Source organism: Cupriavidus sp. FW305-46, assembly GCF_058787075.1.
The window spans coordinates 26,286-40,247 of the sequence record NZ_JBYSZI010000040.1 but is presented as its reverse complement, the minus strand read 5'-3'; the positions used below and the strand labels follow the sequence as shown (position 1 = coordinate 40,247).

At 65.1% G+C, this 13,962-nt stretch carries 11 protein-coding genes and 1 pseudogene; 4 read left to right on the top strand and 8 right to left on the bottom strand.

What is annotated here, in order from left to right; all coding sequences use genetic code 11:
* Nucleotides 1-44: 44 nt before the first annotated feature.
* Nucleotides 45-1,028 carry a Bug family tripartite tricarboxylate transporter substrate binding protein gene (locus AC3WON_RS19695; protein ID WP_492352531.1) on the bottom strand — a complete coding sequence of 328 codons (984 nt, stop codon included), beginning with the start codon at nt 1,026-1,028 and terminating at the stop codon, nt 45-47.
* Complete coding sequence (locus AC3WON_RS19690) at nt 1,025-2,179, bottom strand: CaiB/BaiF CoA transferase family protein (protein ID WP_492352530.1); 1,155 nt, start codon at nt 2,177-2,179, stop codon at nt 1,025-1,027. Before AC3WON_RS19690 ends, AC3WON_RS19695 begins: the two co-directional genes overlap by 4 nt.
* 299 nt (nt 2,180-2,478) lie before the next feature.
* Between AC3WON_RS19690 and AC3WON_RS19685 the strand changes: the two genes are divergently transcribed.
* Nucleotides 2,479-3,450, top strand: a complete 972-nt coding sequence (locus tag AC3WON_RS19685) for a Bug family tripartite tricarboxylate transporter substrate binding protein (protein WP_492352529.1) — start codon at nt 2,479-2,481, stop codon at nt 3,448-3,450.
* Nucleotides 3,451-3,511: 61 nt separating this feature from the next.
* Here AC3WON_RS19685 and AC3WON_RS19680 read toward each other — a convergent pair.
* Nucleotides 3,512-4,093: pseudogene (locus AC3WON_RS19680) on the bottom strand (LysR substrate-binding domain-containing protein); the annotation flags it as partial.
* 45 nt (nt 4,094-4,138) lie between these two features.
* Between AC3WON_RS19680 and AC3WON_RS19675 the strand changes: the two are divergent.
* On the top strand, nt 4,139-4,363 hold the full coding sequence (locus AC3WON_RS19675) for a hypothetical protein (RefSeq protein ID WP_492352528.1): 225 nt from the start codon (nt 4,139-4,141) through the stop codon (nt 4,361-4,363).
* Nucleotides 4,364-4,437: 74 nt separating this feature from the next.
* Here the strand turns inward: AC3WON_RS19675 and AC3WON_RS19670 are convergent, their stop codons facing one another.
* From AC3WON_RS19670 to AC3WON_RS19650, 5 genes are all read right to left on the bottom strand, one after another.
* On the bottom strand, nt 4,438-5,403 hold the full coding sequence (locus AC3WON_RS19670; RefSeq protein ID WP_492318982.1) for a tripartite tricarboxylate transporter substrate binding protein: 966 nt from the start codon (nt 5,401-5,403) through the stop codon (nt 4,438-4,440).
* Nucleotides 5,404-5,501: 98 nt separating this feature from the next.
* Entirely contained in the window at nt 5,502-6,746 is a 1,245-nt protein-coding gene (locus AC3WON_RS19665; protein ID WP_492318981.1) for a CaiB/BaiF CoA transferase family protein, read from the bottom strand.
* A 230-nt stretch (nt 6,747-6,976) separates the two neighbouring features.
* A complete protein-coding gene (locus AC3WON_RS19660; RefSeq protein WP_492352527.1) occupies nt 6,977-8,161 on the bottom strand; it encodes a CaiB/BaiF CoA transferase family protein in 1,185 nt (394 codons plus the stop codon).
* Nucleotides 8,162-8,292: 131 nt separating this feature from the next.
* The gene (locus AC3WON_RS19655) at nt 8,293-9,123 is read right to left on the bottom strand and encodes an enoyl-CoA hydratase/isomerase family protein (protein WP_492352526.1); all 831 of its coding nucleotides are present in this window, start codon (nt 9,121-9,123) and stop codon (nt 8,293-8,295) included.
* Nucleotides 9,124-9,211: 88 nt separating this feature from the next.
* Nucleotides 9,212-11,152, bottom strand: a complete 1,941-nt coding sequence (locus AC3WON_RS19650) for an AMP-binding protein (protein WP_492352525.1) — start codon at nt 11,150-11,152, stop codon at nt 9,212-9,214.
* A 331-nt stretch (nt 11,153-11,483) separates the two neighbouring features.
* On the opposite strand from AC3WON_RS19650, the gene AC3WON_RS19645 reads away from it, so the two are divergent.
* Together AC3WON_RS19645 and AC3WON_RS19640 are read left to right on the top strand one after the other, a co-directional pair.
* A complete protein-coding gene (locus tag AC3WON_RS19645) occupies nt 11,484-12,572 on the top strand; it encodes a porin (protein ID WP_492318977.1) in 1,089 nt (362 codons plus the stop codon).
* A 355-nt stretch (nt 12,573-12,927) separates the two neighbouring features.
* A complete protein-coding gene (locus tag AC3WON_RS19640; RefSeq protein ID WP_492318976.1) occupies nt 12,928-13,896 on the top strand; it encodes a Bug family tripartite tricarboxylate transporter substrate binding protein in 969 nt (322 codons plus the stop codon).
* Nucleotides 13,897-13,962 lie beyond the last annotated feature (66 nt).

Sequence of the window (13,962 nt, the reverse complement as noted above, 5' to 3'; positions counted from 1 at the left end):
CTGGCTCGGCTCGCTCTCCTTGTCGGAGACTTATCGGCCGGCTTTCAGCCGGCCTTTGACTTGGCTTCCGTCAGGGCCACCAACTTTTTCCAACGTTCCAGTTCAGCCGGCGCACTGGCGCGCACCGCAGCGGCATCCGCGATATCGACCTCCAGGCCCTGCCCGATGCAGTAGGACTTGAAAGCGGGCGTCGCAGCCGCCGCGGTCATGGCCCTGGACAACTGCGAGACTATGGCAGGCGGCGTGCCCCGCGGCGCCATGACCCAGATCGGCGAGATCAGCTTATAGCCCTTTAGCCCGGCCTCGTCCATCGTCACGACAGCCGGTAGCTGGCTCGAGCGCTGCAGGCTGGTGACAGCTAGCACACGCAAGCGTCCCGCCTTGACCAGAGCCAGCGACGAAGCCACGCCCCCGATGCCGATGTCGATTTGGCCGCTCGCCGTATCGACCGCGACCTGCGCCGGCCCCTTGTAAGGGACGTGGGTCATCTCAATGCCGGCCATGCTGCTCATCAGCGCCGCGGCCATGTGCGACGTGGTGCCATTTCCGGAAGACCCGAATGACACGCTCCCGGGCTTGCGCTTCGCCGCCGCGATGACATCCTGCACCGTGCGGAACCGCGAATTGGCCGCGGTCGTCAGCAGCAGCGCCGACATGCCCAGCCGCGCGACCGGCTCGAAGTCCCTGACCGCATCGTATGGCGTCTTCTCGACCCACTGGTTCGAATAGTGCGCGGCATAGGTGCACAGCAGCGTGTAGCCGTCCGGTGCCGCCTTGGCCACGAAATCCGTTCCGATGATCCCGCTCGCGCCAAGGCGGTTCTCCACGACAAATGCAGAGCCCAGGGCCTTCGTCAGCTCGGCGCTCATATAGCGCGCCACGACATCGCTGCCCGAGCCAGGGCTGACGGGCACGATGATTCGCACGGGGCGGGAGGGATAAGCCTGTGCGAGCACTGAAGCCGGAAATGATGCCGGGATAGCCGCCAGCGCCGGCAGCGACTGCAGGAAGGTACGGCGTGTCATCATCGCGTTGCCCCCTTCTGGACGAGGCCGACGGTAAACTTTTCGAGTTCCTCTTTGGAAAGCCATTCCGCCAGCGCCAGTGCAGCGTTCTCCGGGGTGGCCGCAGCCGGGGGAACCGGATCAGCCGGTCTGGTACGCGAAAAACGCGGCGCCGGGCGCGGCTGCACTACGCCATCCACCTCGACAAAGGTGCCGCGCGCCTTCAGGTGCGGATGTTCAAAGGCCTCCTCCTGGTCGAGCACTGGTGCGAAGCACACATCGCTGCCTTCGAGCAGTTCGGTCCACTGCGCGCGGGTCCGCGTCCTGAACTGCGCTGCAAACACGCGGCGAGCGGCGGGCCAGTCGGCACGGTCCGCCTGCTTGCCCAGCGCGGACGCATCCAGTTCAAGCCGTCCGAGCAGTTGCTGGTAGAACTTGGGCTCGATCGGGCCGATCGACACGTACTTGCCGTCGGCACACTCGTAGACGTCGTAGAAAGGCGCGCCCGAGTCCAGCAGGTTGGTGCCTCGCTCAGATCCGGTCAGGCCGGCCGCGCGCAGCCCGGTATGTACAGTCAGCAGCGACGCCACGCCGTCGACGATTGCCGCGTCGACGACCTGACCCTTACCGGAGGTACGCGCCTCCAGGATGGCGCTCACGATGCCGAGTGCGGCATAGACCGAGCCGCCGGCATAGTCGCCGACGACATTGAGCGGTACCGTCGGCGGCTGACCCTCACGCCCGATCGCATTAAGCAGTCCGGTGATCGCGATGTAGTTGATATCGTGCCCCGCCGTCTGGGCCAGCGGGCCGTCCTGGCCCCAGCCTGTCAGCCGGCCGTACACCAGTCTCGGATTGCGCGAGAGGCATGCATCAGGCCCCAGTCCGAGCCGCTCGGTGACGCCGGGCCGGAATCCCTCGATCAGTGCGTCCGCCTTGTCGATCAGCGTGCGAACCAGCTCCAGCTCAGCTGGGTCCTTCAAATCGACCTGGATCGACTTTCGGTTGCGCAGCACTAAGTCAAACTGCAGCGGCCGTGACAGGCCGAGCCCTGATGGCTCTTTGCGGTCGACGCGGATGATCGTCGCGCCGAGATCGGCGAGCAACATGGCGCAAAAGGGAGCCGGCCCGATGCCTGCCAGCTCCACGATGCGCACTCCAGCAAGTGGTCCCACGATGGTCTCCTGATAGTTATGCCCGGTTTCCGCGCGCCACCTATATTGGGCGCGAGAGCGGTCCGAATTGTCGGGGGGCCGATCCGCCTGACTCGGGCTCGCGGATGCCCGCGGCGCGTACTTCCGCCACATGCCGATCGTGCGCGCCCTCTCCGTGGAACTCAACTCGCCAGCCCATGCCGTTCCGTGCTTTGAGAGGTGAACCCTGCGCCTGCTCTCAAAGCACGGAACGGTGCACCGGCGCCGATTGCCCAGTCCACCTGCCGCGCCTATCTTCGAGACATAAGAGAGGAGGCATTATGTTTAGCAGAAGGCATTTCCTGAAATCACTGGCGTCACTAGGGGCAATCGCCTGCGCGCCAGCAGCGTTTGCGCAGCAATATCCGTCGCGGCCGATTCGAATCGTCGTGCCAGCCTCTCCAGGCACAGCGGTCGACATTACTGCACGCTTTGTTGCCGAAGCACTGGCAAAGAACCTGAAAACCCCGGTCATGGTGGATAACCGTGCTGGTGCCGGCGGGCTCATCGGCACGGACACCGTCGCCAAGGCTCCCGGGGACGGCTACACGCTGCTGTTCGCCGGTGTTCCCCACCTGACCACGCGGTGGTTCGCAGATGGTCCGGTCACGTTCGATCCGGTCAAGGACTTCGTGCCGATTGCCAAGGTGAGCAGCTCCGCGCTTGGCATCGTGGTCAAGGCCGACTCGCCTTACAAGACCCTGAGCGACCTGGTCGCGGCAATGAAGCGCAAGCCGGGCGAGATCACCTACTCATCCGGCGGAGCGGGCAGCACCTCTCATCTTTGCGCAGTGATGCTGAACGACCTGACGAAGACGCGCGCGCGGCATATCCCTTACAAGGGCAACGGCCCGGCCGTGACCGACGTCATTGCCGGCCAGGTGGACTTTACATGCCAGGGTGCACCCAGCGTGGTGCCGATGATCAAGGCGGGCAAGCTGCGCGGTCTGGCCGTCACGAGCGCCGGGCGGTGGGGCGAGATTGCCGATGTCCCGACATCGGCGCAAGCGGGGGTTGCGGGCTTTCAGGTCGCGTCGTGGATCGGCGCCCTGGCACCCGCTGCGACACCGGCCCCCATCGTCGAGCGCCTGTCCGAAGAACTGGTACGAATCGCCCAGTCGCCCGCGTTCGAGGAGTTCTGCGCCCATCAGTCGATGTACGTTGATATCGCGGATCGCCGCCAGTTCCTGGCTGACTTGCCGAAGGAGGACGCGCACTGGAAGCGCATCGCGCAACTGTCGAAGGAGTCCTGAGTTCGCGTCTGCACTGGTCGCGACCTCACCTACTCTCAGCTGTGGGGCATCTGGGTGCCCTTCAGTCCTGCCGCCCGACGCCATCTTCGACCAGCAGGTCCACCAGCTTGCGCGCAAACAGCGGCAATGCGCCGAGGTCCGCGACGCATATCTGCAGCTTGCGCTCGGCCCACTCGTCGTTGAGTTGGACGATCCGCAGCGCCATCGTACCCGCGTGACGGGCGGCAGTGCTCTCCGGCAGCACGCCGATGCCGACATTCGCCTCGATCATCCGGCAGGCGGTCTCGAAGTTGCTGACCTGGACGCGCCAGCGCAACTCACGCTGCAAATCCGCGGCGGCCCGCTTGAGGAAACTGTGGATCGCGCTTGCTTCTGGCAGGCCGATGAAGTCGTAGTCCAACGTCTCGATGAAATCCACGCTGTTGTGCTCGGCCAGGGGGTGGCTCAGCGCGGTGGCAAGGACCAGGCGGTCGCGCCGGTATGGCATGACCTCCAGCCCTTCGGTACGCACGTTGCCGGCAATGATGCCGATGTCCACCATCCCCTCCTGCACCGCGCGCACGATGTCCGGACTCAGCCGTTCGTGCATATCGATGGTCACGTCCGGATGGTTTACGAGGTAGGTGCGCAGCACGGCCGGGAGCGGCAAATCAAGCGACGGGCCCAGCATCAGGACTTCTGGAACGGCATGCTGGAAGACCTGCGCGCCGAGGGCCGCCTGCGCGAAGACATCGACATCGCCTTGTGCCGGGTCTTTGTCCTGAGCACGATTGCCTCGGTGCAGACCTGGTTCAACCCCAGGAAGGGTTCGCCCGAAAAGGTGATCGACGAACTGTGCACGATCCTGTTTGAAGGGGTGCGGCCCAGGGAGGTGCGCAAGCCAGCGCGGCGGGCGCAGGCCGTGGCTTCGTAAGCCGGCCGCTTCTGCGCCCCCTTGCCGGCTGGGTTCTCTCTCCATTTGCCGGAGAGAACCTCAACCTTGGCGCGTCACCCCGCCTTCACCTGGGAGAGTGCCACGAGCTTCTTCCAGCGCTCGAGTTCGGCCGGTGCATCAGCGCGGGCTTGCGCGGCGGACTGGATGTCGACCTCCAGTCCCTGGCTGGTACAGAACGCCTTGAAGGCGGGCGCGGCGGCAGCCTTGGTCATGGCGCCAGACAATTGCGTGACGATGTCCTGCGGCGTACCGCGCCGGGCAAACGCCCAGATCGGCGTTTCCAGCGCATAGCCTTTCAGGCCAGCCTCATCCAGGGAGGGGGCGTCCGGAAAATAGCTCGACCGGCGTAGGCTGGTGACCGCAAGCACCCGCAGGCGCCCTGCCTTCACCAGTGGCAGCGATGTCGCCACACCGCCGAAGCCGACATCCAGCTGCCCGCCCGCCACATCGACCACGACCTGCGCCGGCGCCTTGTAGGGAACGTGGGTCATCTGGATACCGGCCATGTTGCTCATCAGGGCCGCCGCCATGTGTGGGGTGGTACCGTTGCCTGGCGAACCGTAGGTCAGCCCGCCCGGCTTGCGCCTGGCGGCGGCGATCAGGTCCTGCACCGTGTGCAGCGGCGAATTGGCGGCCGTGACCAGCACCATCGCCGAGGTCGCCAGGCGCGCGATTGGCTCGAAGTCACTGACCGCGTCGTATGGCGTCTTGTCGACGAACTGGTTTGAGTAGTGGGCGGCGTAATTGAACAGGATGGTGTAGCCGTCGGCGGGTGCCTTGGCGACAAAGTCAGTGCCGATGACCCCGCTTGCACCGGCACGGTTCTCGACGACGAACGAGCCGCCCATCGCTTTGGACAGTTCGCTGCTCATGTAGCGCGCAACGACGTCCGTACCCGACCCGGGGCTGAGCGGTACGATGATGCGGACCGGGCGCGCCGGGTAAGACTGCGCGAGCGCCGTAAGCGGTAGCGTGGCCAGCGCTGGCAAGAGCTGCAGGCAAGTACGGCGTGACATCATTGTTCTTGTCTCCTTTATGTTCGGTGAGAAGCAGGCGGTTTGCTCGCCTCGCCCATCAATGGAAGAGGCGAGCAAACAAGCTGCCGTCGGGCGGCCGCTTAGACGACTCCCTCCTCGCGCAATGCCGCAATCTCTGCGCGACTGAGCTTGAGCAAGCCCCCGTAGATCTCTTCATTCGCGCCGCCCAGCGCCATCGCGGGCTTGTCAAACTGCGAAGGCGTGGCCGAGAACCGGATCGGCAAGCCCATGCCCACGGCATCCACCGGGCCGAACTGGGGGTGGGCAAGGTTCATCAACGCGCCGCTGTCATGCAGGCGGCGGTCGTGCAGCACCTCGTTGGGCTTGCGCACCGGCGCGCAGGGTACCCCGCGCTTGTCGAGCAGCTCGGCCACCACATCGGCAGTGCTGCGCTGGCTGGTCCAACCCGCGATCGCCTCGTTCAGCACCGAGGCATTGCGCATGCGCGGCCCACGGCTGCTGAAGCGCGGGTCGTCGAGCAGATCGGGCTGGCCGATCGACTCCAGCAGCCCGCGCAACCAGTCCGGCTGGAACGCCACGATCGCCACATGCCCTTCCTGCGTCGGGTACACCCCGAACGGCGCCAGCCGGTCGTGGTAGTTGCCGGTGCGCGACGGGTAGCCTTCCCGCCCCATGACGTCAAAGTGCTCTTCGGCGACCCACGACGCCAGGCAATCCAGCATCGACACCTGCACGCGCTGTCCCTCGCCGGTGCGGCCGCGGTGGATCAGTGCTGCCAGAATGCCGTTGACGGTATACATCGGCGCCACTAGGTCCGCGATCGGCAGGCCGCAGCGCGTCGGCGGGCCGTCGGCGTAGCCGGTCACTTCCATCAGGCCGCTGAGGGCCTGGACGATGATGTCCATGCCCTTGAGTCCGGGGAAGGCACTGGGCTCCCCCATGGCCTTGATCGACGCATAGACGATGCGCGGGTTCCGCTGCCTGACCTGCTCGTAGTCGACACCGAGCTTGGCGGTGGTGCCCTCGCTGAAGTTCTCCAGCACCACGTCGCATTCCTGCGCCAGCCGCATGAACAGCTCGCGACCCTGTTCGGACTTCAGGTCCAGCGTAATGCTCTTCTTGTTGCGGGCCCGGTTCAGGACCGTCAGAGATACCTCGTCGTCCTCACGCTGGCCGAAGTGGATGCCATGGCTGCCCACGAAAGGCGGGTTGGTGCGTGCAATGTCGCCACCGCCCGGCGCTTCCACGCGGATCACCTCCGCGCCCATCCCGCCAAGCAGCAACGAGCCATACGGCCCGGCAAGCGCCACGGTCAGGTCCAGTACACGAATGCCCTCGAGCGGCCGTGATTGATTTGCTGGCACTACTGTCTCCTTTCTTGTCGGCCCGCCGTCATGCGGCCGGGCCCGTGTCACTTCCATTGCCTTACAACTGTTAGCTAGGTGCCGGCGCCGTGCTTTCCCGGCCTGGCTTGGCTCGGGCAGCCCCCTTTGCTTTGGTTCAATGCTAGTGGAGCCGGCCGGTTGCGCTCAAGTAGTCCCTGGCGAACCACCAGTTCGCATTGTGCGAATTACTCGTGGTGCGGATCGTGCCGTCAGACAATGCCGGCCTTGCGCATGGCTTGTACCTGCGAGCGGTCGTAACCTACCTCAGCCAGCACTTCTTCGGTGTGTTCGCCAACCGTGGGCGGCCGTCGCATAACATCGGGCGGGGTGCGCGACAGGACTGCCGGTGGCGCGACGATCGGTGCCTTGCGCGGCAAGCCGGGGTAGTCGAGCCAGATGTAAGCGCCGGACTCCTGGATCGACGCATCGTCCAGCGCCTCGCGCGGGGAATAGATCGGCGCCGCCGGGATCCTGGCCTTCTCCAGTTCGCACAGCGCGTCATCGCGGGTGCGGCTGGCGCACCATTTGCCCATCACGTCGCTCAGGAACTCGCCGTGCTCGCCGCGCCGCAAGTCGTCGCTGAAGCGGGGATCGTCCACCAGTTCCGGCGCGCCGATCAGGTTGGCCCAGCGCCGGAACAGCGGCTGTCCGATCACCTGGGCGATGATCCAGCCGTCGGCCACGCGGAAGATGTCCGAGGGCCCATAAGAGGGGCTGCGGTTGCCCATCGCCTGCCGGTCGATAGCAAGCGCCGCTTCCTCGATCAGCGCTCCGCTGGAAAGGTTCAGCGCCGTCTGCAGCAGCGACGCCTCGACACATTGCCCGCGCCCGCTGTTGCGCCGCTCGTACAGCGCCATTACCGTGCCGAGCGCGCACGACAAGGCAGTCGAAAAATCGACCACCGGCACCATCGCCTTGGTGGGGCTTTCGGGTGTGCCCGACATGTAGACAGCGCCGCTCATGGCCTGCCCCACCCCGTCGAAGCCGACCCGGTGGCCAGCGCCTTCATGCGAGCCGAAGGCCGTCGAAGCAGTCAGGATGATGGCTGGATTGATCGCACTCAGCGTCGCGTAGTCGAGTCCCAGGTTCGCCAGCGTCTTCGGCGGCATGTTCGCCACCACCACGTCGGCGGTCTCCACCAGGCGGCGGACCGCCTCGCGGCCCTCCTCGCTGTCGATGTCCAGCGTGATCGACCGCTTGTTGCGATTGCACTGGAGGAAAAGTGCCCCCTCCCCCGATTCCGTGACCGGCACGATGAAGCGGTCTTCGCTGCCACCTACGCGGTCGATCCGGATGACATCGGCACCGTAGTCCGCGAGCAATGCTGCGCAGAACGGGCCGGCGATGAAGCGTCCGAAATCGAGGACGCGGATACCTTCAAGCACCTTGGACATCTTGTTCGTTTCCATATTTGACTGGCTGCCGCGCCCGCAGAAGGCGAGGGTTGGAGGAATCGATCGTGACCATCGACCCTGTGCGCCAGTGCACGGGACCGGCTCGCCCGTCCCGCTGTCGGCCTTCCCGCTCAGGCCGTGGTGGTGCGCGGGAACACCGGACCGCGCTTCTCGCGGAACGAGGCCACGCCTTCCTTGACCTCCGGTCCACCGAAGCCAAACATCTCCAGCGCCAGCGAAGCATCGAAGGTCGGTCCCGCCTGGCGCAGCCAGTTGTTCAGCGCATACTTGGTCCAGCGGATTGCTGACGGCGCGCCATTGGCCAGGCGCGTGGCGATCGACACTGCCTTGTCCTGCAGATCCGCTTCATCCACGGCCAGCGACACCAGGCCCATCTGTTCCGCCTTCTCGCCGCTCACCGGTTCGCACAGCAGCAGGTGGTACTTGGCCTTAGCCATTCCGCACAGCAGCGGCCACACGATCGCGGCGTGGTCGCCGGCGGCGACGCCGAGGCGGGTATGGCCATCAACCAACCGCGCGGTGCGCGCCGCCACCGAGATATCCGCCAGCAGCGCGGCAACCAGCCCCGCACCGACGGCGGAGCCGTGGATCGCCGAAACGATCGGCTTGGAGCAATTGATGATGTTGTAAACCAGGTCCTTTGACTCGCGCCAGACGCGGGCGCGGGCGTCGAAGGAATCGATCATTTCTTCGACCATCTCGAAGTCGCCGCCGGCAGAGAAGGCCTTGCCAGCGCCGCACAGCACCACGGCGCTCACGGTCGGATCGGCATCGATATCGCGCCAGACGCGGGCAATCTCGTCGTGACCGCGAGCGTCCAGCGCGTTCAGGCGCTCGGGACGGTTCAGCGTGATGCGCAGGACGCCCTCGCCAGGGCGGTCAAACGCCAGGCTCGAATAGTTCTCATAGGCCGCACCTGCGGCGGCATTGCTTTTCGACATGGAATCTCCTGAACAAAAGTGCGGGGCGTGTGCAGCGAACAAAGGAAATACACACGCTCCCGTCAATCAATGCGCCCTCATGGCGGCGTCAATGTGCGGCAGCGGCGCGAATCTCTTCAAGTGCCGGCGGGTTGTCCAGCGCGGACAGGTCGCCGGGAGGCAGCCCGTTGTAAACGCTGCGGATCACGCGGCGCATGATCTTCGAGCTGCGCGTCTTAGGCAGCTGCGCGACCACGTGGACCACGGAAGGGCGGAACGGGCGCCCCAGCCGGCCGTCGACATGTTTGCTGACAGCGGCCGCCAGCGCCTCGTTCGACTGCGTCATGGCGGCCGATGGCACCAGGAACACGACCAGCTTCTGGCCCTTGACTGGGTCCTCCACGCCGATGGCGGCGGCTTCGGCGATCTCGGGCAATTCGAGCAGCACGTCTTCGATCTCGGCGGGACCAAGCCGCTTCCCGGCCAGCTTGATGGTGTCGTCAGAGCGGCCCATCATGAACCAGGTGCCGTCGTCGCGGCGCAGCGCGAGATCACCGTGCACCCAGATGCCCGGCACGGTGTTCCAGTAGGCGTCCAGATAGCGCTCATCGTCCTGCCAGAACGACTGCGTCATGCCGACGAATGGCCGGCGGATCGCCAACTCGCCCACGGTGTCGGTCAGCGACTTGCCGTCCGCATCCACCACGTCGGCAGCCACCGACGGCGAGGCGGTGTTGAACCCGGCCGGGCTGATCGGCCTGACGATCACGCTGGACAGCAGCGCCCCCGACACCTCCGTGCCGCCGGTGTAGTTGATAACCGGGCGGCGGCCGCCGCCGAACGCCTTCTGGAACCACAGGAAGTGTTCTGGATCGATGCCCTCGCCGGCGGTGATCAGCAGCCTGACCGTCGACGTATCGCCTTGCGTGGCAAGAGCCTCGTTCGCCGCCAGGCCCCGGATCAGCGTCGGCGCCGAGCCAAAGTGCGTCACGCCGTGGCGTTCGACGATGCGCGACATGCGTGACCAGTCCGGGAAATCCGGGGCGCCGTCATAACACACCAGCGTTGCGCCACGCAGCAACGCGCACGACATCACCAGCGTGCCGGCGACCCACCCCATGTCAGCGGGCCAGCAGAACACATCCTTCGGGCTGACATTGAAATGGATGGCCGAATCGTGCGCGATCTTCATCGGGAAGCTGCCGTGCGTATGCACGGTGCCCTTGGGCTTCCCGGTGGTGCCGGAGGTATAGATGATCATGAAGGGGTCGTCCGGCGACATCCGCTCCGGCGCGGCATCCGGCTGCGCGCTGGCCACTTGCTGCCAGTCCAGCACCTTGTCGCCGAAGGCAATCGATTCGCCCGCATGCTTCCAGACCGTGGTGCCGATGTCCGGCAGGCGCGACAGCGCTTCGTCCACCAGGCTGCGCGTATCGACCCACTTTCCCCGGCGGGAGAAGCCGGTCGTAGCGACCAGCGCGCTGGCCGAGCACGACGACAAGCGCGATACGATTGCATCGACACCGAATCCGCTGAACAGGGGCACCGTCACCGCGCCGATCCATGAAATGGCCAGAGAGGTCACGGTCGCTTCGACGCCATTTTCCATCAGCAGGCCAACCCGGTCGCCGCGCTTGACGCCCAGCGCCTTCAGGCCGCCGGCGAAGCCGGCTACCTTGTTTGCCAGTTCGGCATAGGTCAGTTGCTCGATCGCACCGCTCTCTTTCTCCGCCACCACGGCGGTGCGCCACGCCATCGAGGGATCGTCCGCCCACTTGAGCGCGGACTTGACCCAGTTCAGTTGCCCGCCCGGGAACCATTTTGGAAACGGCTTACCCTTGGAGGCATCCATGTACTGCGTGTACGGAACATCCCACACCATTCCGCAGAATTCGATGACGGCGTCCCAGTAGGCGTCGGGCTTCTCGTTGGAGAAAGCCAGCAGTTCGTCGTAGTCCTTCAGGCCGAGGCGGGCGACCAGCGCCGACACGTTCGCCGTGGCGATATCGTCTCCCGTAGGGATCCAGTCATTGTGCAGAGGGTCACTCATCGAAAATCCAGCATGTTGGTTGCACAGTTGCTGCGGCGCGACGTGGTCAGCACAGTTCATGCAGCATCAGGAGCGCCATGGCATAGATCCAGCGTGCGCGACGCACCGAAGCAAGTCAATCCGCGCCGCGGTGTTGTGCCGTACTTTGGAATGCCGTGGCGCAGTCCGGAGCGCCGTTCGTGTCCGTGTATCGAGTGTCGGGGCCAGACGGCGGCGCGGGCGTCCAAGTGCTCTCATTTCATTGCACGGCACAGTTGTCGGATGGGCTTTGACGCCATCACGCGACATCTCACAGACTCCGCACACACACAAGACCACAACGGAGGAGCCCATGAAGAGTCGTTATTACGCTGCAGTGCTGTTGTCCATGACTGCACCATTCGCCACTGCGCAGTCGTCCGTCACGCTGTATGGCGTCGCGGATATCGGGATGGAATACCTGAACAACACCAATGCGGCCGGCGACAAGCTGTTTCGCATGACGTCCGGCAACGTGTCGGGCTCGCGCTGGGGCCTGCGCGGCGTGGAGGACCTGGGCAGCGGCATGAAAGCGGTCTACGCGCTGGAAAGCGGCTTCGATCTCGACAACGGTGTATCGAGCCAGGGCGGCCGGCTGTTCGGCCGCCAGGCCTTCGTGGGCCTGGACCACCAATGGGGCCGCGTCACGCTCGGCCGACAGCAGAACGCGCTGTTCGACTTGCTGATCAACTATGAGCCGATGGTGCTGGCGGCGCGCTATTCGGCGCTGTCGATCGATACCAGCCTTGCGGGTCGCTACGACAACACCGCCAAGTACACCGGCAAGTTCGGCCCGGTCACGGCAACTGCCCTGTACAGCTTTGCGCGCGGTACCAGCATCGCCAGCGGCGGCACTACGTCGTTCGGCACCGAGGTCCCCGGCGACGTCAAGAGCGACCGTGCCTTTGGCGGCGGCCTGGAGTACGCCGGCGGAAAGTTCGGAGCTACCGTGATCTATGACCAGCAGCAAGGTACGCGTGGCATCACCGGGCAGAGTTCGGGCCAGACAGACCGCCGTATCGCAGCAGCGGCCAACTTCAGCTTCGGCAGCTCGACGATACTGGCCGGCTATCGCTGGTTCAATGGCGACATTGGTGTCGCGCCGGGCCAGCCGCAGCGCCGTAACGACCTCTTCTGGCTGGGATACCGTTTCCGGGCTACGCCTGCCCTCACTTTGACCGGTGCCGGCTACTACCTGAATAACCGGCGTAACGGACAGGATCCGTGGATGCTGGTCGCATCCGCCAATTACGCCTTGTCCAAGCGCACTGATGCCTTCCTGAACGTGGGATACGTGCGCAACAAGGACAACTCCAACCTTGGCCTGAACGGCTTCCGCAGCACCATCACGCCGGGCGAGAACCAAACGGGGGTCATGGTCAATATCCGCCATAAGTTCTGACGGATTGGCTCCGGCCGCGTCACTTCAATGCCGCGCGGCCAAGCAGCGAGATAAGAAGCAGAAAAGGGAAGTGGTAAAGGGAACTGGCGCCTGTTCGCGTGACAAAGCGCGGTCAGGTGCATTTTTTTTGGTGAACGCAACTTGCCTGAGCGCGGGCCCCTTTGTGCGCGCGGCGCTCATGCACGCAGACACCACACCCCCGGCGCCAGCACCTTCCGCTCCGCCTTACCCGCTCATTGCACGGAACGCACGCAAGCCGGGCATTGACCTCGCCTGCCTCGCATTCCCACCATGCATACCTGCCCCCTTTCACGCAGGGCTGCCAACAGAGATTACGAAACAGGAGGCCACAGCAATGACCCACTCCCTTCATCACCTGTGCGGCGCGATCATCATGTCGCTGGCAGGGCCGACATTGGCTGTGGACGCCTATCCGGCCAGGCCTGTGCGGATCGTCGTCAACTCGGCGCCGGGAGCGCTGCTCGACGTCACGACCCGCGCCGTGGCGCAGCAGATGGCCGACAACCTCGGCCAGCCTGTGGTCGTGGAAAACATGGCGGGGGCTGCCGGAATGCTTGGCATCCGCTATGTGAAGACCCAGAAGCCGGATGGCTACACCATCCTCGCCACCGCCAACACCCTGGCGCTGGCGCAGGCCACCAAGCTGGAGCCGGGCTATGACCTGGCGCGGGACTTCACCGGCATCGGCATGATGAACAAGGCCCCGCTGATCATGGTGGGCTTCTCCGCCCAGCCGGACAAGACCCTGCCCCAGTTGGTCGCGCATGCGAAAGCCAGCCCGGGCTCGATGTCCTATGCCACCGCGGGCATCGGCACCAGTACCCATATGGCCGCCGCGCTGTTCGTGCACCAGGCCGGCATCAAGATGCTTCACGTGCCTTACAAGGGCAACGCCGGCGCCATGCCGGACGTACTTGGCGGCCGCGTCAACATGATATTTGACGGCGCCAACTCATCGGGCCCATACCTCCAGGACGGCAAGCTGCGCGCGTTCGCGGTCTCCTCCCCCAAGCGCCTGCCGGCATTTCCCGACATTCCGACACTGGCCGAACAGGGCCTGCCCAACTACAGCTTCTATGTCTATATGGGCCTGACGGCGCCGGCCGGTACGCCAACGCCGGTCGTCATGCGGCTGGCGAAGGCATTGAAGGCGGCGCAGGCCAGCGAGGCCGTGCGCGAGCGGTTCCGCAAGGACAGCGCCGAAGCCGGCAACATGTCCCCGGAGGAATTCACCGAGTTCTTGCGCCAGGATCTGCAGCGCAATATCAAGGTCGTGGCGGACCTGGGCATTCCGAAGGAGTAAGTCGGACGACAAGCCGAACTCCCCTGCCAGCCCCTGCCGCAGGGGCGCGACACCTTACCTGGAGAG